Raw genomic sequence first — 20,201 nt, 5'->3', positions numbered from 1 at the left:
CAGGGCAAACGCGGCGCGGATCACATCTCCTGGATCTCCCTGACCTCGGCGCTCACGTTCCACTCCGCCGGGTGGATCTCCAGGAACCGCTTCGTCCACTCGATGGCCTCGGCCTTGTCCTTGCACTGGGTCAGGGAGTAGCCGCCGACGACCTCCTTGGTCTCGGTGAACGGGCCGTCGGTGTAGCTGATCTTCCCGCCGGACCAGCTGAGCCGGGTCCCCTCGGAGGTGGGCAGGAGTCCGGCGGTGTCCAGCATGACCCCGGCCTTGGTGATCTCCTCGAACAGGGCGCCCATGCGCTGCTCGAACTCGGCCGGGAACTTCTCGGGGGGCAGGTCCTGCTCGTTGATGCGGATCATCGTCAGGAAGCGCGGCATGGTGACTCCTCGGTCGGAAGCGGCGGGGGATTTCCCCGCCTCTCACCCCTGCGTCGAACGGGAGGCGCCCGGATCGACAGCTCCTCGAAGATTCTTCGGAGAATTTTCCGGAGCGGCCATCCGGCGCGCCCCTACTCGTGAGTAGGATCGCGGCCCAGGCCGCCTTCGAAAGGTCCCCCATGCCGCGCACGCCTTCCTCCCCGCTCCTGCTCGCCGGTCTCCTGGCGGGGGCGGCGGTCGCGCACGCCGTCGTGCCCGAGAAGTTCGACGCGATCGTCCCGCGCTCGCTGCCGGGCAGCCCGCGCGGGTGGACGTACGCGAGCGGGGCGGCCGAGCTCGCCCTCGCCGCCGCTGTCGCCCATCCACGGACCCGCAAGGCGGCCGCACTGGCCACGGCCGCCTTCTTCGTCGGCGTGTTCCCGGCGAACGTCAAGATGGCCGCCGACGCGCGCCACCGCTCCTCCGCCGTGCGCGCCGTGGCGTTCGCCCGGCTGCCGCTCCAGGTGCCGCTGGTGCTGTGGGCCGGGAAGGTGAGCCGCGACGCGGCGGCCAGCTGACCCGCTGACCGGCCGACCGGCTCACCCCGGTCCGCTGACGGACCGGATCCGGTCAGGGGCTGTCGCCCGTCCAGTCCCAGCGCCCCGGGTCGGCCGCCCGGCGGCGGTAGTGGGCGCGGCCGCCCGCCCCGTAGCGCCCTATCTCCGTGGGCAGTCGGGCCTCCTCCGCGAGCTGCGGGGGGCTCCAGCCGGTGACGTCGAGGAGGAGCCCGTCGAGGGGACCGCCCACGAGTTCGCCGTAGACGTGGTCGCGGCGGGGGCCGGGGTCGGGGTCGTCGTGGTCGGCGCCGTAGACCCGGCGCCGGAGCATCCTGTCGTCCATGCCTCCCAGCTTCACAGGCACCACTGACAATCGGCCGCCGCGCGCAGCGGCGATGATGGGGACCGCCCCCCGGTCGCGGGAGGCGTGGGAGCGAGGAGCGGCACGCATGGCACGTCGGGTACACCAGCCACTGGAGAACCAGGAGTTCGATTTCATCCTCTCCATGGCGCCGGGGCCGGTTCTCGCCTATTTCTGCGGCACCTGGCCGAAGGCCCTGGAGGCCTGCCGGGCGATGGACGCGCTCGTCGGCGAGCTGTCCGAGGAGTACGGGACGCGGTTCACCGCCGTCCGCACGGACATGACCCGCTGTCCCGGCCCGACCAGGCGCTACGGCGTGACCGGCGCGCCGACCGCCGTGCTCATCAAGGACGGTGAGGCGGTCGCGAGTCAGGCCGGGCCGATGACGCGCGAGGAGTTCCGGGCCTTCCTGGACGCCCACGTCTGACGCCGCCCCCGAGGGCGCGGCCGCCGGTTGGGCCCTGTGAGCGAACTCGGGCGGTCTGGCCGAAAGTGGCATAGGTGGGATAGGTGCCTCAGGCATGTAATGGAGTCCGGCGAGACGGAACCATCGCGTGCGAGGTGCTCCATGTCAGAAACAGTTGCCTTCCCCCAGGACCGGACCTGTCCCTACCACCCACCGGCCGCTTACGAACCCCTGCGGGAGAGCCGGCCGCTCTCCCGCGTCACCCTCTTCGACGGCCGCTCCGTGTGGGTGGTCACCGGGCACGCCGAGGCGCGCGCCCTGCTCGCCGACGGCCGGCTCTCCGCCGACCGCCAGAACGCGGCCTTCCCGGCGCCGACCAGGCGGTTCAAGGGGCTGCAGAACCGGCGCGCCGCACTGCTCGGATTCGACGATCCCGAGCACAACGTCCAGCGCCGGATGCTGATCCCCAGCTTCACCCTGAAACGGACGGCGGCCCTGCGGCCGCGGATCCAGGAGACCGTGGACCGGCTGATCGACGAGATGGTGGCGGGCGGCCCGCAGGCGGAACTGGTGAGCGCCTTCGCCCTGCCGGTGCCCTCGATGGTGATCTGCGCGCTGCTCGGGATCCCTTACGAGGACCACGAGTTCTTCGAGGGGCAGTCGCGGCGGCTGCTGCGCGGCCCGGAGCCGGCCGACGTGGAGGACGCCCGCCGCCTGCTCGACGGCTACCTCGTCGGCCTGATCGAGCGCAAGCGCCGGGAGCCCGGCGACGGGCTGCTCGACGAGCTCATCGCGCAGCGCCTGGAGACGGGCGAGGTCGACGTCGAGGAGCTGGTCGCCCTCGCCGTGATCCTGCTGGTCGCGGGGCACGAGACGACCGCCAACATGATCTCGCTGGGTACCTTCACCCTGCTGCGCCACCCCGAGCAGCTGGCCGAACTGCGGGCCGACCCGGCGCTCATCACCTCGGCCGTGGAGGAGCTGATGCGGTTCCTGTCGATCGCCGACGGGATGCTGCGGGTGGCGACCGAGGACATCGCCGTCGGCGGGGTGACGGTGCGCGCCGACGACGGGGTCGTCTTCTCCACGTCCGTCATCAACCGCGACGACTCCGTCTTCGAGGAGCCGGACGCGCTGGACTGGCACCGTCCCGCCCGCCACCACCTGGCCTTCGGCTTCGGCATCCACCAGTGCCTCGGCCAGAACCTGGCCCGCGCGGAGATGGAGATCGCGCTGGGCACGCTCTTCGAGCGGCTGCCCGGACTGCGGCTGGCGGCCGACCCGGACAAGATCCCCTTCAAGCCCGGCGACACCATCCAGGGCATGGTCGAACTCCCCGTGGCGTGGTGAGGGCCGTGTCGAGCGGGCGGCTGCACATCGACATCGACACCGGGGTCTGCATCGGCGCGGGCCAGTGCGCGCTGACCGCGCCCGCGGTGTTCACCCAGGACGACGACGGGTTCAGCGAGCTGCTCCCGGGCCGCGCGGACGGCGCGGGAAGCGCACTGGTCCGGGAGGCCGCCCGGGCCTGTCCGGTCTCGGCCATCTCCGTCCGGGAGGACTGACCCGGCCGGTGGCGGGGGCGCAGGTATCGGGGGAATTGATTTCCTGTACAGTTGTCCAGGAAATCAAATCCCCCGAGAAGTGGAGTCGGCCATGCACACGGTCGCTCAGGCATTGACCGGCCTCGTGGCCGCGCTGCACGTGTACTTCCTGGTCCTGGAGATGTTCCTGTGGCAGCGGCCGCCGGGGCGCGCGCTGCACGGCTTCGACGCGGACACCGCCCGGCTCACCGCACCGCTCGCCGCCAACCAGGGCCTCTACAACGGGTTCCTCGCCGCCGGGCTGGTCTGGGCACTCGTCATCGACTCGCTCGCCACGCAGGTGTTCTTCCTCGTCTGCGTGATCGTCGCCGGGGTGTACGGGGCCGCGACCGCCAACCGCCGGATCCTCTTCGCACAGGCCCTGCCCGGGGCACTCGCCCTCGGCGCGGCGCTGCTGGCCGCATGAGTCCTCGGGAACCTCGCGCGCCGGCCCCGCGCGCACCGGACCCGCGCACGGCCAGGACGAAGGCACGGCTGCGCGAGAGCCTGCTCGCGCAGTGCGCCGACAAGCCGCTCGCCGAGGTCAGCGTCTCGGCCGTGGTCCGTGGGGCGCAGGTCGGCCGCGCCACGTTCTACCTCCATTACGAGGACCTCACCGCGCTCGCCGTGGACGCCTGCGCGGACGTGGTGCACGCGGCGGTGGACGCCCTGCACACCTGGCAGACGGGCCCCGGATCGCTCCCGCCGGCACGACCCCCCGCCGCGCTGGCCGCGTTCCTGGCGGACGCGGCGGACCGCGCGCCGCTCTACCGCACGCTGCTCCTCCCGGGCGGCGGCGGCCCGCTCGGCGACCGCCTCCACCGCGAGCTGCGCGCCCGCGCGCACGCCGAGCGCACGGCGGCGGGTGCCCCGCACTCCGATCTCGTCGCCTCGGCGGTCGCCGCCACCTTCACCGGCGTCCTGGCGGACTGGCTGCACGGCGCCGTCCCGGCGGATCCGGCCGGACTGGCGGACCACCTGTGGCGGCTGCTGCTGGCCCTCCACCGGGCCGTCTAGTGTGATGCGCCGGAAAAGTTTGACCGGGGGGGGCGGCGTTCCCCCGGCTACCGCTGGGAGGGGCCCCCAGGTGCGGTGCACCGCAAGGCGGAGGGCCGCGGCCCGTACTGGACGTACGGCGTGGTCCGACAACGCGGCGAGGGGCCGCGCCGGGGGCCGCGACCAGGTGGACCTTGCCGGTCACCGCACCCGGAGGGCAGCCCCGCCCCCTGGGCCGTGACGGCCGCCCGCCCGGGCCCGGAGCCGTTCATGGACGCCGAGAGCCCCGCCGGACGGACCGGCGGGGCTCACAACCACGGGCTGTGCTCGTGAAGCGGACTACGAGAGGGGGACCACCCGCTCGGCCTGGGGGCCCTTGGGGCCCTGGGTCACGTTGTACTCGACCCTCGCGTTCTCTTCCAGAGACTTGAAGCCGCTGGTCTCGATGGCGGAGAAGTGCACGAACACGTCCGGGCCGCCGTCGTCCTGCTGGATGAACCCGAATCCCTTCTCCGAGTTGAACCACTTCACGATGCCTGTTGCCATCTGGCTGATCCTTCTCAACGTTCCAATGCGGGCCGCATATGCGGCCGTCCCGATCCTGCCCAAAGGTTCCGCAGAGCACACGCTGAACGCGGCCAACCGGGGCGTGGCGCGCATTCGAACTTCTGACCGCCTTGTCGGCGGATCGAGGGAGCGGCGCCTCCCCGACCGCTTCGGGAGGTGGCGGGACACGAGCGGATTCGGGACGTTCCGGATTCCGGACCGGGCGACTCGGCCATCCCCTGCGGGGAGCACTTCACCCGCATGTTCACGCGCCGCTGTTCACGCGCCGCCGCCCCCGGCGGGCAACGACGCGGCGGATCGGGGCCGGGAGGCTCCGCGCGGGCTCGCCCCGGCCGGCCGGCCCGGCAGCCCACGCAGTCGGCGTGGCCGGTGCGCGCCGCGGTGTCGCGGGTGCGCCGGCCCCACTCGGCCTCCGGCCGGGGCCCGCCCGGTTTGCCCCATCCCGCGAGGTGGAGGAGCCCGGTGACGATCCCGGCGGCAGATCCCGGCCGCGGCGACGGCGCCGTGGCCGAGCCAGACGCCGGGGGTCCACGCCGCACACGTCGCCGCGCCCGCTCCGGCGAAGCCCAGCAGGGCCAGGGCCCCGTACCGGTCCGGCCGGCCACCGTGTGGCCGAGGTCGACGTGACCGTGCGCACTCATGATTCCCCCTGTTCGAACGGACGGCAGTAGGCTCGGTGGCTCGAACGCGCCGGATACGCGCGGCGGCGACCCGACCCCGCCGACCGGCGCCGGGTGCGGGTGGCGGCCGAGCCGGAGGCCGCCGCCCGGGTCGTCGCGGTCTACCGGCCGTTCTACGACCGGCTCGGCGCCCTGTTCGCCGACTGCACCCCCGACGAGACCGCCGTGATCGCCGACCGGTTCGAGCGCGCCGCGGCCGAGGTCCGCACCCACTGCGCACAGGTGCGCTCCGGGGAACCGGACGGGGAACCGGAGACCGGGGGGCAGTAGCCCCCCGCTGGTACCATGGGCGGTTGACCATCTTCTTCCCTCTTCTTCACTCTGCTTCGAAAGGCCCTGCATGAGGAACCCGTCAGTTCATGGACGCTTCGGTGTGAAGGGCGGTGCCAAGGCCGGGGCCAAGTCCGGCGGCAAGACCCCCCGGAGCATCGGGCCGCAGGGCGAGTTCACGATGCACGAGCCGAAGAATCCGGCGCTGCCTCCGGTGGAGTCCTTCTCCGAGCTCGACCTGCCCCTTGAGCTGGTGACGACCATGGCCTCGCTGGAGGTCAGGGAGCCGTTCCCCATCCAGGCCGCGACGCTCCCGAACGCGCTGGCCGGACGGGACGTCCTCGGCCGCGGCCGGACCGGATCCGGCAAGACCCTCGCCTTCGGCCTGGCGCTGCTGGCGCGGACCGCGGGACAGCAGGCGGACCCGAAGCGCCCGCTGGCACTGGTCCTCGTACCGACGCGCGAACTGGCGCAGCAGGTGACCGAGGCGCTGGCTCCGTACGCCGAGGCCCTGAAGCTGCGGATGGCCACGGTGGTCGGCGGGCTGTCCATCGGGCGGCAGGTGAGCGCGCTGCGCACCGGCGCCGAGGTCGTGGTGGCCACCCCCGGGCGCCTGAGCGACCTGGTCGGACGGCGTGACGTCCACCTGGAGCGCGTGAAGATCACCGTGCTCGACGAGGCCGACCAGATGTGCGACATGGGATTCATGCCGCAGGTCACGGAGATCCTCGACCAGGTGCACCACGCGGGGCAGCGGATGCTCTTCTCGGCGACCCTGGACCGCAATGTGGACCAGCTGGTGCGCACCTACCTGAAGGACCCGGTCTCGCACTCCGTCGACCCGCAGGCGGGCGCGGTGACCACGATGGACCACCACGTGCTGCACATCCACGCGGCCGACAAGATCTCGGCGGCGACCGAGATCGCCGCCCGCGACAACCGGGTGCTGATGTTCCTCGACACCAAGCACGGGGTCGACCAGTTCGTGAAGCACCTGCGGGCCATGGGTGTACGGGCCGAGGGGCTGCACAGCGGCAAGTCGCAGCCGCAGCGCACCCGGACCCTGGCGCAGTTCAAGAGCGGCGCCGTGACCGTCCTGGTCGCGACCAACGTCGCGGCGCGCGGCATCCACATCGACGACCTCGATCTCGTGGTCAACGTCGACCCGCCCGCCGACCACAAGGACTACCTGCACCGGGGTGGCCGCACCGCCCGGGCCGGCGAGTCCGGCAAGGTCGTCACCCTCGTGACGCCGAACCAGCGGCGGGACATGGTCCGGCTGCTCGCCGATGCCCGGGTCCGGCCGACCATCACCCAGGTGCGCTCCGGCGAGGCGGCCCTGAGCCGGATCACCGGCGCCAAGGCGCCCTCCGGGGTGCCGCTGGCCGGCTCCGCGCCGACCGACGCCAAGGGCAAGCCCTCGGGGTCGGAGCTCGGCTTCCGCGGCATGGGCACCCGGCCGGGCCGCCCGGGCAAGGGCAAGGAGTCCCGCAAGACGATGGAGGCCCGGCAGACCGCCGAGGCCCGCCGCGCCGCCCGGGTGCGCAAGGGCCTCTGACGCGCCACGCTCCACGCGCCTACGCCCCGGACGGGGACGGGGACGGTCGGGGGCGGGGCGGGGACGGGCGCGGCCCCGTCAGGCCAGGGTGCGGCGGCGCAGGCGCTCGGCGGCCGCGTTGCGGACCCGGCGGGTGCGGGCGCCGGCGGCGAGCAGCAGCAGGGCATCGTACGAGGTCAGGGACTGGGCGGCGGTGCGCTGGCACCAGTCGGAGGCTGCCGTGAGCTCCGAGGGGGACCAGGGTTCGCCGTGGGTGATGGCCTTGAGCAGGGTCCATTCGCGCAGTCGCCGCTCAGGGAAGGCCCGGCCGGCGAGCGCGGCCGTCATGGCCTCGGCCCAGGCGGGGAACCCCTCGTCGGCCAGCAGCCGGGCCGCCCGGCGGTTCAGGTGGGTGACCACCGCGCTCTCGGCCATCACCGGGTCGGGATCGCGCAGCACGGCGGCCACGGCCTCGGCTTCGGCGGACTCCCCCGGCGCCACGGCCAGGAACTCCAGGTGGCGGCCGTAACGCCAGTGCTCGGGCGGCGTGTCGGCATCGGAACGGCTCATCGGCCGGCGCCTTCACGGACGCGCCCCGCCCGGCCGCACGCCGCGGACACGACCTGTGTGCTCCGCGGCACGCCGATGGCCTGCCGCCGCTGCTTCTTGCCTCTCCCCATGGCACCCATTCCACACGACTGCCGTGAGCGGCCGGCGGCCAGGGTGCCTTCGGGGCGCCTCGGGGGTGCCTCGGGGGTGCCCTGGGCGTTCCTCGAGGGCGCTCAGCCCGCGGGAGGCAGCATCAGGGCCTCCGCCCCGACCGGTCGGTAGCCGGCGGCCTGGAAGGCACGGACGCTGCGGGCGTTGCCGGTGGCCTGCTGGGACCAGACCGGCTGCCCGTCGGGGACGAGGTGGCGGGCGGCGCGGGCCAGGTTCCGCCCGATCCCCCGGTGGCGCACGCCCTCGTCCACCTCTATCGCCGTCTCCCAGCGGCCCGCGACGCCCCGGCCGAGGACGACGACTCCCCCGTCCGCCGCCCAGACCCGTACGCCGTCCCGGCGGTGCAGGGCCCGCCGTACCCGGGGGTGGTCGGGGTCGGAGATCTCGCGGAGCTCCAGCGGGGGTTCGCCGGACAGCGGTCCGGCGACGGTGAGCAGGTCGACCGTGTCGGTGGTGCGGCCCGTACGGTCCAGCAGCGCGGCCAGGAAACGCGCGTTCATGGTGGCGGCGAGGGCGTCGCACGTGAGGGCTTCGAGGGTGGACCGCACCCAGTCCGGGTCCTCGTCGGTGAAGACCACGGAGTGCGCGGTGAAGGCGATGACGCCCGCGTCGCGCCGGTTCTCCTGCGGCACCACGGTCGTACCGCCGTCGGGCGGCGGGAACCGCCCGTCCGCAGCCGCGTCCAGGATCTCGCTCAGAGTCCGCCCCGTGCCGTGCCCGCGTGCCATGTCCGTACTCCTGATCAGAGGTCGGTGCACATGATCTCAGCTGCGGCGCAAGGGTGTTGGAGCGGGGGCGGGAGAGCCGGGACGCTGCTGCCCGGGCCGGACCGGCCCTCCGTACCCGCCGGTCAGCTGCCCCCGGTGCCCCCGGCGTCGCCGGCGTCGCCGATCCCGCGGGTCTCGCGGGTCTCGTACGCCTCGTGCCCGCCGTACCCCAGTTCCATCCCGTCCCCGGGCTCGGGCAGCGGGGCCCCCGTCTCCAGGAGGGTCTTGAGACTGGAGGCGAGCATCGGCCAGGCGCGTCCGCACATGCCGATCAGGGTGCCGCCGGGTTCGAAGCCCTCGTGCAGGATGGTCAGCCGGGCCAGGGCGTCGCCGACCGGCTCGATCTCGTACGTCACCTTCGTGCGGCGCTCCCCGGCCAGTTCGGCCCGCAGCCCCTCGTCGACGCCGGCCGCGGCCGCCCACTGCGGGCTGAAGGTGTGCCAGGTGTAGGACAGCAGGCGGTCCGGGACGCAGTCCAGGACCACCTGCTCGGGATCGCTGGTACGGGCCCCGCGCTCGACCCAGGCCATCGTCGAGCCCACGGCCCAGTCGGTCTCGAAGCTCAGGCCCCAGTAACGGCGGGTGAGGGCAGGATCGGTGAGGGCCTGCCAGACCCGGTCGGGATCGGCCTGGATGTACAGGGTGTAGGTGATCGCGCTGTCGCTCATGGGCCCATGCTGCGGGACCGCGGACCGTGGACGCCGGATTTCCCGGCCATGGCGGCGGACGCGGCCGGTCCACCCCCTCCCGCCGGCCACCGGCACGCGGCCCCGCCTCACGCGCGGCGCGCCCCCGCTCCTGCGGCCGCCCTCACCACGTGCCCGAGTCCGGGAGTTCCGTGGGCGGTGTGCGGGGCGGGGACGGGAGGGACAGGTGGGTGCGGGCCGTGTGGACCGCCGCGAGTTCGTCGTCGCCCGCCCGGCCCCAGTCGCTCAGTTCGCGGACCTGCTCAGCGGTCGCCAGCAGGCGGGCGTACGCCGGGTCCGACGCCGGCGGGAGGCCGGTGAGACGGGCCGCGGTGCGGGCGTGGGCGCCCTGGTCACCGAGGCGGTAGCCGAGCTCGACGGCCCCGGCGGTCGGTGCGGCCGTCGGGGGCGGGAGGTGGGCTGCGCCGGTGGCGCGGGCGATCAGGAGCAGGACCCGGCCGTCGGGGGCGAAGAGCCACCCCGAGCGGTCCCGTACGGGCAGCCGCGCGGGTACCGGGCCCGGGTTCCAGGCGTCGCGCTGTGGCTCCCGGCGGGTGCGCAGCACGCCCAGCCGGTCGAGGGCGGTGGGCACGGTGGGGCGGCCGTCCTCCAGCACCGCGGTCCCGCAGCCGTTGATCCGGGCGCGCAGCGCGGACAGGGCGCGGCGGGCGTCGCCCGCGTCCATCAGGGCGGGCAGGTCGGCCGGTTCGGCGAAGTGGATGCCGGTGACCTCCTGGGCGGGGAGGCGGACGGAGTCGATCCGGTCCTGGTTCCAGGTGCCGCCGTCGTAGACGTGGAGGATCTCGCCGGGGAACCGCATCCCGGCCGGGATGTCCGGGGTGTCGGCCGGGATCCAGTCCACGGCGAGGCCGCGCGGGTAGTACCCGTCGACGCCCAGTTCCTCGCGCACCTCGCGGGCCGCCGCCGCGGACGGCGCCTCGCCCGCGTCAACGGCGCCGCCGGGCAGCAGCCGGTCGGCCCGGTAGTCGACGCTCTGCACCAGGACCCGGCCGTCGACGTCGGTGACCAGGACGACGGCGCCGGTCCACAGTGCGGCGCGCGAGGCGCCGTAGGCCTCCGGGGTCATCCAGGTCCCCGCCCGCAGGTGCTCGTCGGTCCCCGCGCCCTGCTCGGGCACGGCCTCGTCGGTCAGCTGCGGCATCGGAACTCCGTTCACCGTGGGTGGACCCGCCGACTGTGCAACAGCGGGCGCGGCCCCCTGGTTACGGCAGCCCACCGCGTGTTCCTCTGTGCCGCCCCTCTACCTCTTTATTAGCCGGTTATGCGGTCCTTGCTACCTTCCGGACGCGGACTGGCGGCATGAAACCCGCCGGTCCGACCACGTCACCGGACCGAGGTGCGACGCTCATGCGACGCCCCCGTCCGGGGAACGCCGGTTCCGGCAGGCCGGCCGGAACCGACGCCGTGCGCCGACTCGCCGTCCTCGGCGTGTTCGGCCGGTGCGCCCTCCCCGCGCGACTCCGGCTGGGGGGCCGGGGGCCGCCTGCTGCGGCCGCTCGCGGTGCCCGGGGCGATGGCACCGAGCGGGTGCGTGGTCCACGGGCTGGTCCTGGCCGGCCCGGCCGACGGCGCGGCGTCCTGGCCCGCCGTGATCGTCTTCAGCGCCGCCGGGGCGCCCGCCGTGACCGGCGGGGTGACGCGGATCCGGCCTCCCGCGCCACCCTGACCCGGACGGGGCACCGCCGCTACGCCGGCAGCCCCCTCCACCGCGGCCCCCCTGGAGCACGCCCTGCGTCTGGCGCCCGGCCCGGAAGCCGGGGGCGGGCCGTCACCGGGCGGCGGTGGACTTCACCCGTCCGCGTGAGCGGTGCAGCCCCCGGGACGCCCGGTACGGCAGGGTGGGCGGATGCAGCTGCGCCGGGCCCTGCCCCTGACCCTTGCCGCACTCGCCGTGGCCACCGGATGCGTGACCGTGCATCCCGCCGCCCCGCCGGACGCTCCGCGCCTGACGCCCGCGGCCTCCCGTACGGAGCCGCGCCTGCCGTCCGTCCCCGCCTGGCCGCTGGGCTACCTGCCGGAGGCCGCGGCGAGCACCCCGGGGACCGCGGAGGTCCAGGAGACCCGGGAGCCCGCACCGGCGGATCCGGTACCGGCGGCGGCCCCCGAACCCCCGCGGCGGGCGGCCGGGCCGGTCCGGCGGTACCGGACGTACAAGCCGCACAAGCCGTACAAGCCCGTCAGGCCCGCCCGCCCCGCACTCCCGGCCAAGCCCCTCAAGCGCCCCCCGGCGAACGCCAAGTCCCGCCCCGCGCAGCCGCGTACGTACGACATGACGTCGCTGTGCGAGGCGGCCCGCGGCACGGTGTCGCCCTCCATCGTGGCCCTGTGCCGCTAGGTCCTGTCGTCACAGTGGCGCCGGTCAGGCCCGCGGCGTTCGGTGCCGTGCATCGCAAGGCGGAGGGGCGCCGGAGCACCGGACGTACTCGGGCGCCCCGACAACGCGGCGAGGTGCGGTGCCGGGGGTACCTCCCGGCGGTAGCCGGGGGAGCGTCGCGGGCCAGGCGCTGCTTTGACGACAGGGCCTAACGGGGGTGTCCGGCCCGACCGGCGGTTACCCTCGAAGCCGCACGGCGGGCGACAGGGGGAGCAGGCACATGTACGACGGGGGACCGGAGGCGGCCGCGGCCGTCGTCCGTGCGCTGCGCGAGCTGGCGCGGGAACGGCCGCACGAGGTCGAGCTGTTCGACGGGTTCACGGACGCGGAGCTGGACGGCTGGGGAGTTCCGGTTCCGGAGGACGTCCGGATCGTGCTGCGGGAGATCGGCGGGCTGGAGGGCGAGGCGCACACGCACCTCTTCGGGCCGCGCGGCCGCGCGGTGATCGCGGACGGCTACTGGACCCTCGGTGAACTGGACTTCGGCGAGGGCTCGCTGATCGTCGGGGTCGGCGCCGTCGGCTGGGGGCCGGTCGTGGCCGTCCGGCCGTGGGGCGACGACCCGGACATCACCGTCGAGGCCCCGGAGTTCGTGGGCTGGCTCGGCGGCTTCACGCAGCGGCTCGCCGACGGTGCGGCGGACCGGACCGCCGCGCAGCATTTCGTACCCGCCGTCCCGACCGTCGAGGTGGCCGGGGGAACGGACACCGCGCTCGCCGGACTCGTCGGACGCGGCGACTCGCTCACCGATCTCGTCGACCTGCGCGCCGTGCCCGGCTACCCGTGCGCGGTGGGCTGGGAACCGTACTTCTCCACCTCCCACGACACGGCCGACACCGGGAGCAGCGAGGTCCAGTTCCGGATCGTGGGCGACGGCCGCGCGCTGCTGCTGCGCAGTGTGGTGAGTGGGGACTTCCTCGGGCGGCCGGTGCGCAGGCACCGCCCGCCGGCGGATGCCGCGGACCGAGCGGTCGCCGAACTGCGCGAACTGGCGGCCGGGTTCCCCTCGTTCGTCGCACTCGACGCGGGCGTCGGCGACCGCGTCATGGACGGCTGGGCGGTCCCGGTGCCCGCCGACGTCCGGTGCGTACTGCGCGAGATCGGCGCGGTGGCGATCGCGGGACTGCCCGCCTTGCGGCTGCTGCCCGGTGCCCCCGAGCACGAGGTGGACCCCGAGGTGCACCGCATGATGGGCGGCGACGGCACCTATTGGCCGCTGGCCCGGATCGGGTACGGGCACAGCCCCGCGCTCCTGCAGATCCGCGTCGACCCGGAGAACGGGCGGTGGGGGTACGCCGTCTCCGTACCCGCGGAGGCGAAGGCGCTGCGCGAGTACCCCGAACTGGCCCTGGTCGCCGAATCCCTGCCGGACCTGCTGCTGACCTTCGCCCGGCTGGCGCGGCAGGCCGTGGACGGCCCGGACTTCGCGGGCCGGGTCTCCCGGGACACCCGGTGGCTGTTCCCCAACACCGGGGAGCCGTGGCCGAGGCCCGCCCCGGTCGGCGAGTGGGCGGGATCGGCGGACCCGCTGCTCGCGGCGGCCGCCGGACTGCCGGCCGGGTCGCACGCCGCCGATCTGCGGGCCGTACCGATCCCGAGCGACCTGTGCTTCTACCGGGCGGCGGGCTGGCCTTACGCGGCCCGGCTGGACCGGCTGCACTTCGCGGCGGGCGGCGGGCTGGCCGCGGCGGTACCGGCGGGCGGCTGAGCCCGGCAGGGGCCGGCTGTCACGCCGTCCCGCCGTCCGGGGGCGGTCCGTAGAGCCCGGCGAGTTCGGCGCCCAGCCGGGCCAGCCACTCCCGTACCTCCGGCGGTTCGAGCACTTCGATCCGGGCTCCCAGCCCGGACAGGTGCGCGGCCAGCGCCCTCGGCGCCGGACCGTCGACCCATACCTCGGTCCACCCGTCGGGCAGCGGGCCCCCTACGCGCAGCCGGCCGCCGGAGAGCCGTGCCAGCAGCGGCACCGCGCCGGGCTCGACGCGGGCCCGGGCCGTCACCGCGTACAGCCGGTCCTCCATGGCCCCGGCCAGTTCCCGCCAGGCCGTGGCGAGGTCGAAGTCCGGTGGCCGGTGGGCGTCTTCGCCGGTGGGCTCGACGGAGGTGACCCGGCTGAGCCGGAAGGTGCGCAGCCCTTCCTCCGTGCCGGCGACGAGGTACTCGACGCCCGCCTTGGCCACGAGTCCGAGCGGATCGGCCGTACGGACGGCGGCCGGTTTGCCCGCGCCCGCGTACCCGAGGCGGATCCGGGCGCCGTCGACCACGGCCCGCTGGAGGGCCGAGCGGTACGGGGCGTCGGCGGTGACGGGAGTGCGCGACCAGTCCGTGCCGTCGACGGCGGCGGCCCGTGAGGCGGCCTCGGCGCCGCCGCGGAGCGTGGCCGGCAGGGCCTGGACCAGTTTGCGCAGCGCGGTGCGCAGTTCGGGGGTGGTGGCCAGGGGGCCGGCGACGAGGAACAGGGCCCGGATCTCGTCGGCGGTGAGGCCGGTGAGGTCGGTGCGGGCGCCGCCGACCAGCGACCAGCCGCCGCCGCGCCCGCGCTGCGAGTAGACGGGGATCCCGGCGGCGGCCAGTGCCTCCAGGTCGCGCCGTGCCGTCCGCTCCGAGACGTCGAGTTCCGCGGCCACTTCGGGGACGGTGACGCGCCCGCGCTGCTGGAGGAACAGCAGCGCCGCCACCAGCCGGTCAGCCTTCATGGGAGTCGATTCGCATGGACAGGATTCTCTCCGGAAAACTGGCCAGAAGGTGGCCACTTTGCCCGCCAGGATGAGGTCATGACCGAAACCACGCAGTTCACCGCCACCCCTTCCACCCCGTCGACCTCTTCCACCCCGTCGACCTCTTCCACCCCGTCGACCTCTTTCACCCCGGCGAACCCGTCCGCCCCCTCCACACCGGCCGCCCCCTCCCCCTCCCCCGGTGCCGACACCCGTCCGGATCTGGCGGCGGCCATCGCCCTCGCCGGGCGCACCCTGGCCGCCGTCCGTCCGGACCAGTACGACGCCCCGACGCCCTGCGAGGAGTTCGACGTCCGGCGGCTGTCGAGCCACCTCGTCGGCGTACTGCGGCGGATCGCGGTGATCGGGCGTGGTGAGGACCCCTTCAGCGTCCCCTCCTTCGCCGACGAGCTCGCGGACGGCGCGTGGGCAGCCGCCTGGGAGCCGGCGGCCCGCGAAGCGGCGCGGGTGTGGGCGGACCCGGGCGTACTGGGCCGCGAGCTGCGCCTGCCGATGGGCGTGAAGCCGGGGGCGGTCGCGGCGGCCGTGTACACCAACGAGCTGACCCTGCACACCTGGGACCTCGCCACCGCCACCGGACAGCGTCCGGACTGGGACACCGAGCTGCTGGAGCGGCTGCTCGTGGTGGTGCGCCGGGCGCTCCCCGCCGAGGCCCGCGGCGGCCGCATCCCCTACGGCGAGGTCGTCCCCGTGGCCGCGGACGCGTCCGCCCTCGACCGGCTGGTGGCCTGGTCCGGCCGCCGCCCCTGAGCGGGCCGCTCGCCACGGGCGGGGCCGTTATTCGATGGATGGGGGCTGCTCCGGATACCTACAGTGACGGGCACGAGTCGTCGAGCAGGAGCGGAACATGCGCACGCACTATCCCCGTACGCCCCATCTGCCCTGGTCTCCCGGGGCGACCGCGGACGATGTCCGGGTGTCGGGGCCGGGGGCGTGGGCGGGCCCGGCCGGGCGCGAGGTCGTGGTGACCGAGAAGCTCGACGGGGAGAACACCACCCTGTACGCGGACGGCCTGCACGCACGTTCGCTCGACTCCGCGCACCACCCCTCGCGGGCCTGGGTCAAGGGGCTCCAGGGGCGGATCGGTGCGGGCATCCCGGCCGGCTGGCGCGTGTGCGGGGAGAACCTGTACGCCCGGCACTCGCTCGCCTACGAGGACCTGGACAGCTGGTTCTACGGGTTCTCGGTGTGGGACGGGGAGCACTGCCTGGACTGGGACCGGACCGTCCGTTTCCTGCGCGGCCTGGGAGTCCCCGCTCCGCGCGTGCTCTGGCGGGGCGTCTTCGACGAGCGCGCGCTGCGCAGGCTGAAGCTCGACACCTCACGCCAGGAGGGGTACGTCGTACGGACCGTGGACGGCTTCGCGTACGAGGACTTCGGGCGGTGCGTGGCCAAGTGGGTGCGCGGCGGCCACGTACAGACGGACACGCACTGGATGTTCGCACCGGTCGTGCCGAACGGGCTCGGTCCCGCCGCCCCGTTGTGGGCGGTCCGGTCGGGGGCGCAGGCCGACGGGACCGAGCTGCTGACGGCGGCCGGGGTGACGGGTGCCCCCTGGCTGTCCGGAACCGCCGCGGCCGACCAGGGCTCCGGGAGCGGTGCCGTGGCGGATGCCGATGCCGTGGCCGGTGCCGTGGCCGAGGTCGCCGCGCGGACGGACGGCTCGGGGCGGACCGGCGACGCCCGGCTGGCCGGGGTACTGGCCGCCGTACTGCACCGCGCGCCGCGGGCGCGCGCCCGGGTCGCTGCGCGGCTCGCGGCGGGACCCCTCGGGATGGAGCTCGCGCGGCGGGTGTCCGACCTGCTCGGGCTGTACCCGTACCTCCAGCGGCCGTTCCCGGATGCGGAACGGCGGGCCGGGCTGGTCCGGATGGCCGCCGCGGCCGATCTGGGCGTGCTGCACGCGCTGGCGGGGGCGACGGCCGGGGACGCGCAGGCACGCGAGTACGTGGAATGGTCCGCGCTGTGCGCCGAGGAGGCGGGACTGCTCGGTCCCGACCCGCTCGGAGCCCTGCGCGCCGCACTGCGGGAGCCCCTCGCCGCGCTCGACGCGGACGCGGCCGACCGCTGCTGGGCCGAGGCGCGGCGCGCGTTCGCGCTGGGCCGGATCGGGACGGCGCAGGAGGCGGTGGCGGCCACCTGGCGCTGGCGCGACGGAACGTTTCCCCGGCTGGTGCAGCTGTGCGGCCCCTCGGGCAGCGGCAAGAGCACCTTCGGACGCGCCCTGCCCGGAGTGGACACCTACATCAGTCTCGACGATCTGCGCACCGCCCGGGGTTCCCGCGGCGACCAGCGGGCCAACGCGGAGGTGCTGAGCGAGGGCCTCGACCGCCTCGACGCCGCGCTGGCCCGCGGGGGCACGGTCGTGTGGGACGCCACCTCCCTCACCGACCAGCAGCGGGGACTGGCCGGGTCGGTCGCGCGCCGCCGCGACGCGCTGGTCACCCACGCCGTCCTGCTGGTCGACGAGGAGGAGCTGGTACGGCGCAATGCCGTGCGCCCGCATCCGGTTCCGCCGCAGGTGCTGGACGCGCAGCTGCACCGGTTCAGCCCGCCGTACCCCGGTCAGGCGCACCGGACCTGGTACATCGGCGCGGGCGGCGGCGTAGAGGACACGGCGGGCGGCCTGGGCGCCGCGGCGGGCGGGCAGCACTGATGCGTACCAGCGAGGAGCTCTACCACCAGGTCCGCTGGGACCCCCGGTTCGATCCGGCGCGGTTCGTCCTCGGGCTGCTCCAGCGCGGAGCCGCCCCGAAACGCGTGCCCCTGCCGTCCTTCGTGCCGGGCGGCGACATCCCCTGGCACCGCGTGCTGTTCGTCGAGGCGGACGGCGAGCTGGTGTGGGACCGGGCCACGGGAGTGGACCGGATCGACGCCACCGCCGCGGGGCGGGTGCGTGATGCGCGCCTGCTGCGGGCGCCGTTCTTCACCGCCCGGAGCCCGTACGCGTGGGATCCGGCGGACGGTGGCGCCTGGCTGCCCGCGCAGGCGCCTCCCCTCGGCGGGACGGGGGCCGCGACGGCGGTGCGGCTGCTGACCTGGAACACCCTCTGGGACCGGTACGACGCCCCGCTCATCGCCACCGCGCGGCGCAGGCCGCTGCTGCTGGCAGAGCTTTCGGCCGCCGACGCCGATGTCATCGCGCTCCAGGAGGTCGAGCCCGCGCTCCTCGGCATGCTGCTGGCCGAGGAGTGGGTGCGGGAGCGGTACACGGTCGCCGCTGATCCGGGCGGCCACGACGTCGCCGAGTACGGACTGCTGGTGCTGAGCAGGCTGCCGGTTCGGGAGGCGGGACTGCACCGGCTGGGCCCGCACAAGGCGGTCACCGCGGTCACGGTGGACGTCGCGGGCGGCCCGCTGGTCGTCGCCGCGACCCACCTGACCAGCGATCACACGGAGAACGGAGACGTGCGGCGGGCCGCCGAACTGACGCGGCTGGCCGAGGGGCTGGGCGGTGTGGAGGCCCCGGTGGCGCTGCTGGGCGACTTCAACGACGGCCGCTCCGGAACGGAGGGGCCCGCGGCCACGCTGGGGATGCGGGATGCCTGGAGCGACGTGCACGGGGCCGCCGACGGTACGCCCACCTTCGATCCGGTGGCCAATCCCCTGGCGGCGGTGGGTTCGCTGTCGGGGCGGGCGGCGCGGCTGGACCGGATCCTGCTCGGGGCCTCCGGGCCGGTGCGGGTGACCCGGGCGGCGCTGCGCGGCCACGCGCCGGGCCGAGGCGGCCTGTTCGCGTCCGACCACTACGGGGTGGAGGCGACGGTGGAATGGGGTGCGCCGGGCGCCGGGCCGGCGCGGCTGGGGGCCCCTCCCAGCGGAGCTGGGGGAGTACCGGCGACGGCGCGTACGGCGGTGGCATGGCTGCCGCCCCGTCTCCCGGAGGGGGCGGACGCGCTGCGGCGGGCGCACGACCCGCAGGCCGACCGCTGGCCCGCACACGTCAACCTGCTCTTCGGCTTCGTACCCGAGTCCTCGTTCGAGGAAGCGGTACCGCTGCTGGCCGAAGTGGCGGCGCAGACGACTCCGTTCACGGCACGGCTGGAGGGGGTGCACAGTTTCGGCCACCGGGAGGACGCCACGCTGTGGCTGGATCCGGCGGCTGCCGGTGACGAGCCGTGGCAGGGGCTGCGCGAAGCGCTGGTGCGGCGGTTCCCGGGGTGCCGGGGACGCACCGGGGAGTACACCCCGCACCTGACCCTGGGCCGCAGCCGGGATCCGCAGCGGGCGGCCGCGGAGTTCGCCGCCCGGCTCGGCGGCGCGGTGCCGGCACGCGTCGGGGAACTGGCGGTGCTGTCGCGGCGCGGGGACGGGCCGATGCGGGTCCGGGCGACGGTGGCGCTGGGGACCGGCCAGGTCCGGTGGGAGGCGCCGGAGGCCGCGGAGACGACCGCCGAACCCGTCACCGAACCCGTCACCGGGCGGCCCGTCACCGGGCCGGTCACCGGCCCGTTCGCCGTGACCACGGCCGATCGGGTGGCCGGGGCGATCGGTTCCGGGCTGCTGCGGGTGGCCGGATCGCACCGCATGGGCTGCGAACTCGCGCACGCGGATCTGGACCTGGTGGCGGCGCTCCCGGGCACGGCCGATGTCGCGGAGGTACGTCGACGGCTCGAAGCGGCACTGCCGGAGGCCGGACGGATGCGGGAGGTGACCGGCGCGCGGGTGCCGGGGCTGCGGTTCCGGCTGGGGGCGCTGGACGTGGACCTGGTGGTGGTCGGCTGTGGCCCGGTGGAGCCGGGGCAGGCGCTCGCGCGTCGGTCGGAGCTGGGCGAGGCGGCGGCCGTCGCGCTGAGCGCGCTGAGCGACGCGGATGCCGTACGGGACTTCGTGCGCGGGGAGTTCGCCGCCTTCGCCCGGCTGGCGCGGGAGGTCAAGGCCTGGGCCCGGGTGCGGGGTCTGGACTCGGCGCCGTTCGGCGCACTGCCCGGCCTCGCCTGGGCCGTGCTCGCCGCGCGCACCGTACGCGCTGCCGGGCCGATGCCGCCCGGGGCCCTGCTGCGTGAGTTCTTCGGCATGTGGGCGGCGTGGGACTGGCGGGAGCCGGTCGGCCTGGCGCCCTCGCCGCCGGGATCCGGCCCGGTGACGGTCCTCACCCCCTCCGAGCCGGTCCGCAGCTGCACGGCCCAGGTGGGGCCGGGCCTGCGCGATCTGCTCGTAGCGGAGCTGTACCGGGCCTGGGAACTGCTGGACACGGATCCCGGGGCCTTCGGCGAGGTCCTGGCGGCGCCGCCGCTGCACCGGCGGCACGCCGCCTGGGCGGTGGTGACCGTACGGGCGCCCGGGGAGCGGGAGTTCGAGTCGGTCCTGGGCCGGGTGCGCGGCCGGATGCGGGCGCTGCTCGGCGCCCTGGAGGAGAGCGGGACCACCGACGCGCACGCCTGGCCGGACCCCTTCGGCACGGGCCCGGGCCTGGCCCGCTACGCGATCGGGCTCGGCGCCGCCCCGCCGGACGCGGCGCGGCTCGCCGCCGTGGCCGCGCCGTGGTCGCGCGGCCTGCCCGGCGTCGAGGTCACGTGGGCGGCGTGCGGCGAGGTGCCGGACCTGGGCCGGCGGGGCCCGGGCCCGGCAGCCGGCGGATAGCG

At 75.2% G+C, this 20,201-nt stretch carries 22 protein-coding genes; 14 read left to right on the top strand and 8 right to left on the bottom strand.

The genetic code is table 11. The features are described from left to right. Window positions 1-20 precede the first annotated feature (20 nt). Window positions 21-377: a YciI family protein gene (locus tag ACFCZ1_RS01450; protein ID WP_328924159.1), complete on the bottom strand. Its 357-nt coding sequence runs from the start codon at window positions 375-377 to the stop codon at window positions 21-23. A gap of 179 nt (window positions 378-556) precedes the next feature. On the opposite strand from ACFCZ1_RS01450, the gene ACFCZ1_RS01445 reads away from it, so the two are divergent. Continuing rightward, window positions 557-934, top strand: a complete 378-nt coding sequence (locus ACFCZ1_RS01445; protein WP_376676266.1) for a hypothetical protein — start codon at window positions 557-559, stop codon at window positions 932-934. A 52-nt stretch (window positions 935-986) separates the two neighbouring features. Here ACFCZ1_RS01445 and ACFCZ1_RS01440 read toward each other — a convergent pair whose 3' ends face one another. After that, the gene (locus ACFCZ1_RS01440; protein ID WP_376676265.1) at window positions 987-1,256 is read right to left on the bottom strand and encodes a hypothetical protein; all 270 of its coding nucleotides are present in this window, start codon (window positions 1,254-1,256) and stop codon (window positions 987-989) included. Window positions 1,257-1,362: 106 nt separating this feature from the next. On the opposite strand from ACFCZ1_RS01440, the gene ACFCZ1_RS01435 reads away from it, so the two are divergent. The 5 genes from ACFCZ1_RS01435 (at window position 1,363) to ACFCZ1_RS01415 (ending at window position 4,280) form a co-directional block, all read left to right on the top strand. Next, window positions 1,363-1,701, top strand: a complete 339-nt coding sequence (locus ACFCZ1_RS01435; RefSeq protein ID WP_376676264.1) for a thioredoxin family protein — start codon at window positions 1,363-1,365, stop codon at window positions 1,699-1,701. A 141-nt stretch (window positions 1,702-1,842) separates the two neighbouring features. Then, complete coding sequence (locus ACFCZ1_RS01430; protein ID WP_376676263.1) at window positions 1,843-3,030, top strand: cytochrome P450; 1,188 nt, start codon at window positions 1,843-1,845, stop codon at window positions 3,028-3,030. Window positions 3,031-3,050: 20 nt separating this feature from the next. Continuing rightward, window positions 3,051-3,245 (top strand): ferredoxin, encoded by a 195-nt coding sequence (locus ACFCZ1_RS01425; RefSeq protein ID WP_376676756.1) that lies wholly within the window; start codon window positions 3,051-3,053, stop codon window positions 3,243-3,245. Window positions 3,246-3,336: 91 nt separating this feature from the next. Next, window positions 3,337-3,690 carry a DUF1304 domain-containing protein gene (locus ACFCZ1_RS01420; protein WP_376676262.1) on the top strand — a complete coding sequence of 118 codons (354 nt, stop codon included), beginning with the start codon at window positions 3,337-3,339 and terminating at the stop codon, window positions 3,688-3,690. Beyond that, on the top strand, window positions 3,687-4,280 hold the full coding sequence (locus ACFCZ1_RS01415; RefSeq protein ID WP_376676261.1) for a TetR/AcrR family transcriptional regulator: 594 nt from the start codon (window positions 3,687-3,689) through the stop codon (window positions 4,278-4,280). The genes ACFCZ1_RS01420 and ACFCZ1_RS01415 overlap by 4 nt, the downstream gene beginning before the upstream one ends. A 318-nt stretch (window positions 4,281-4,598) precedes the next feature. Here ACFCZ1_RS01415 and ACFCZ1_RS01410 read toward each other — a convergent pair whose 3' ends face one another. Further along, entirely contained in the window at window positions 4,599-4,805 is a 207-nt protein-coding gene (locus ACFCZ1_RS01410) for a cold-shock protein (RefSeq protein WP_376676260.1), read from the bottom strand. A 761-nt stretch (window positions 4,806-5,566) separates the two neighbouring features. Between ACFCZ1_RS01410 and ACFCZ1_RS01405 the strand changes: the two genes are divergently transcribed. After that, entirely contained in the window at window positions 5,567-5,776 is a 210-nt protein-coding gene (locus ACFCZ1_RS01405) for a hypothetical protein (RefSeq protein WP_376676259.1), read from the top strand. Between the two features lie 70 nt (window positions 5,777-5,846). Then, window positions 5,847-7,334 (top strand): DEAD/DEAH box helicase, encoded by a 1,488-nt coding sequence (locus ACFCZ1_RS01400; RefSeq protein WP_376676258.1) that lies wholly within the window; start codon window positions 5,847-5,849, stop codon window positions 7,332-7,334. A gap of 78 nt (window positions 7,335-7,412) precedes the next feature. On the opposite strand, the gene ACFCZ1_RS01395 is transcribed toward ACFCZ1_RS01400, so the two are convergent. The 4 genes from ACFCZ1_RS01395 to ACFCZ1_RS01380 form a co-directional block, all read right to left on the bottom strand. Then, complete coding sequence (locus ACFCZ1_RS01395; RefSeq protein WP_376676257.1) at window positions 7,413-7,883, bottom strand: hypothetical protein; 471 nt, start codon at window positions 7,881-7,883, stop codon at window positions 7,413-7,415. 212 nt (window positions 7,884-8,095) lie between these two features. Further along, window positions 8,096-8,761, bottom strand: a complete 666-nt coding sequence (locus ACFCZ1_RS01390) for a GNAT family N-acetyltransferase (protein ID WP_376676256.1) — start codon at window positions 8,759-8,761, stop codon at window positions 8,096-8,098. 122 nt (window positions 8,762-8,883) lie between these two features. After that, window positions 8,884-9,468 carry an SRPBCC family protein gene (locus ACFCZ1_RS01385; RefSeq protein ID WP_376676255.1) on the bottom strand — a complete coding sequence of 195 codons (585 nt, stop codon included), beginning with the start codon at window positions 9,466-9,468 and terminating at the stop codon, window positions 8,884-8,886. Between the two features lie 142 nt (window positions 9,469-9,610). Then, the gene (locus ACFCZ1_RS01380; protein ID WP_376676254.1) at window positions 9,611-10,648 is read right to left on the bottom strand and encodes an NUDIX domain-containing protein; all 1,038 of its coding nucleotides are present in this window, start codon (window positions 10,646-10,648) and stop codon (window positions 9,611-9,613) included. A 372-nt stretch (window positions 10,649-11,020) separates the two neighbouring features. Between ACFCZ1_RS01380 and ACFCZ1_RS01375 the strand changes: the two genes are divergently transcribed. The 3 genes from ACFCZ1_RS01375 (at window position 11,021) to ACFCZ1_RS01365 (ending at window position 13,589) form a co-directional block, all read left to right on the top strand. Then, the gene (locus ACFCZ1_RS01375) at window positions 11,021-11,173 is read left to right on the top strand and encodes a hypothetical protein (protein WP_376676253.1); all 153 of its coding nucleotides are present in this window, start codon (window positions 11,021-11,023) and stop codon (window positions 11,171-11,173) included. A 180-nt stretch (window positions 11,174-11,353) separates the two neighbouring features. Next, window positions 11,354-11,842, top strand: a complete 489-nt coding sequence (locus tag ACFCZ1_RS01370; protein ID WP_376676252.1) for a hypothetical protein — start codon at window positions 11,354-11,356, stop codon at window positions 11,840-11,842. Window positions 11,843-12,101: 259 nt separating this feature from the next. Further along, the gene (locus ACFCZ1_RS01365; RefSeq protein WP_376676251.1) at window positions 12,102-13,589 is read left to right on the top strand and encodes a hypothetical protein; all 1,488 of its coding nucleotides are present in this window, start codon (window positions 12,102-12,104) and stop codon (window positions 13,587-13,589) included. 19 nt (window positions 13,590-13,608) lie between these two features. Here the strand turns inward: ACFCZ1_RS01365 and ACFCZ1_RS01360 are convergent, their stop codons facing one another. Then, complete coding sequence (locus ACFCZ1_RS01360; protein ID WP_376676250.1) at window positions 13,609-14,574, bottom strand: helix-turn-helix transcriptional regulator; 966 nt, start codon at window positions 14,572-14,574, stop codon at window positions 13,609-13,611. A gap of 78 nt (window positions 14,575-14,652) precedes the next feature. Here ACFCZ1_RS01360 and ACFCZ1_RS01355 point away from each other — a divergent pair, with 78 nt between their 5' ends. The 3 genes from ACFCZ1_RS01355 (at window position 14,653) to ACFCZ1_RS01345 (ending at window position 20,199) form a co-directional block, all read left to right on the top strand. Further along, window positions 14,653-15,366, top strand: a complete 714-nt coding sequence (locus ACFCZ1_RS01355) for a TIGR03086 family metal-binding protein (RefSeq protein WP_376676249.1) — start codon at window positions 14,653-14,655, stop codon at window positions 15,364-15,366. A 97-nt stretch (window positions 15,367-15,463) separates the two neighbouring features. Continuing rightward, a complete protein-coding gene (locus ACFCZ1_RS01350; RefSeq protein ID WP_376676248.1) occupies window positions 15,464-17,272 on the top strand; it encodes an RNA ligase family protein in 1,809 nt (602 codons plus the stop codon). Beyond that, window positions 17,272-20,199 carry a poly(A) polymerase gene (locus ACFCZ1_RS01345; protein ID WP_376676247.1) on the top strand — a complete coding sequence of 976 codons (2,928 nt, stop codon included), beginning with the start codon at window positions 17,272-17,274 and terminating at the stop codon, window positions 20,197-20,199. Before ACFCZ1_RS01350 ends, ACFCZ1_RS01345 begins: the two co-directional genes overlap by 1 nt. Window positions 20,200-20,201 lie beyond the last annotated feature (2 nt).

It is taken from the genome of Streptomyces sp. NPDC056224, from assembly GCF_042267665.1.
GTDB lineage: Bacteria > Actinomycetota > Actinomycetes > Streptomycetales > Streptomycetaceae > Streptomyces.
This window is presented reverse-complemented; position numbering and strand designations above follow the sequence as displayed.

Bases quoted from the DNA above. Each gene is read 5' to 3' on its own strand.
- ACFCZ1_RS01375 (WP_376676253.1), top strand. From the start codon at position 11,021: ATGGCACCGAGCGGGTGCGTGGTCCACGGGCTGGTCCTGGCCGGCCCG.
- ACFCZ1_RS01400 (WP_376676258.1), top strand. From the start codon at position 5,847: ATGAGGAACCCGTCAGTTCATGGACGCTTCGGTGTGAAGGGCGGTGCC.
- ACFCZ1_RS01360 (WP_376676250.1), bottom strand. From the start codon at position 14,574: ATGAAGGCTGACCGGCTGGTGGCGGCGCTGCTGTTCCTCCAGCAGCGC.
- ACFCZ1_RS01390 (WP_376676256.1), bottom strand. From the start codon at position 8,761: ATGGCACGCGGGCACGGCACGGGGCGGACTCTGAGCGAGATCCTGGAC.
- ACFCZ1_RS01445 (WP_376676266.1), top strand. From the start codon at position 557: ATGCCGCGCACGCCTTCCTCCCCGCTCCTGCTCGCCGGTCTCCTGGCG.
- ACFCZ1_RS01380 (WP_376676254.1), bottom strand. From the start codon at position 10,648: ATGCCGCAGCTGACCGACGAGGCCGTGCCCGAGCAGGGCGCGGGGACC.
- ACFCZ1_RS01410 (WP_376676260.1), bottom strand. From the start codon at position 4,805: ATGGCAACAGGCATCGTGAAGTGGTTCAACTCGGAGAAGGGATTCGGG.
- ACFCZ1_RS01420 (WP_376676262.1), top strand. From the start codon at position 3,337: ATGCACACGGTCGCTCAGGCATTGACCGGCCTCGTGGCCGCGCTGCAC.
- ACFCZ1_RS01450 (WP_328924159.1), bottom strand. From the start codon at position 377: ATGCCGCGCTTCCTGACGATGATCCGCATCAACGAGCAGGACCTGCCC.
- ACFCZ1_RS01385 (WP_376676255.1), bottom strand. From the start codon at position 9,468: ATGAGCGACAGCGCGATCACCTACACCCTGTACATCCAGGCCGATCCC.
- ACFCZ1_RS01365 (WP_376676251.1), top strand. From the start codon at position 12,102: ATGTACGACGGGGGACCGGAGGCGGCCGCGGCCGTCGTCCGTGCGCTG.
- ACFCZ1_RS01355 (WP_376676249.1), top strand. From the start codon at position 14,653: ATGACCGAAACCACGCAGTTCACCGCCACCCCTTCCACCCCGTCGACC.
- ACFCZ1_RS01345 (WP_376676247.1), top strand. From the start codon at position 17,272: ATGCGTACCAGCGAGGAGCTCTACCACCAGGTCCGCTGGGACCCCCGG.
- ACFCZ1_RS01415 (WP_376676261.1), top strand. From the start codon at position 3,687: ATGAGTCCTCGGGAACCTCGCGCGCCGGCCCCGCGCGCACCGGACCCG.
- ACFCZ1_RS01435 (WP_376676264.1), top strand. From the start codon at position 1,363: ATGGCACGTCGGGTACACCAGCCACTGGAGAACCAGGAGTTCGATTTC.
- ACFCZ1_RS01430 (WP_376676263.1), top strand. From the start codon at position 1,843: ATGTCAGAAACAGTTGCCTTCCCCCAGGACCGGACCTGTCCCTACCAC.
- ACFCZ1_RS01370 (WP_376676252.1), top strand. From the start codon at position 11,354: ATGCAGCTGCGCCGGGCCCTGCCCCTGACCCTTGCCGCACTCGCCGTG.
- ACFCZ1_RS01440 (WP_376676265.1), bottom strand. From the start codon at position 1,256: ATGGACGACAGGATGCTCCGGCGCCGGGTCTACGGCGCCGACCACGAC.
- ACFCZ1_RS01395 (WP_376676257.1), bottom strand. From the start codon at position 7,883: ATGAGCCGTTCCGATGCCGACACGCCGCCCGAGCACTGGCGTTACGGC.
- ACFCZ1_RS01350 (WP_376676248.1), top strand. From the start codon at position 15,464: ATGCGCACGCACTATCCCCGTACGCCCCATCTGCCCTGGTCTCCCGGG.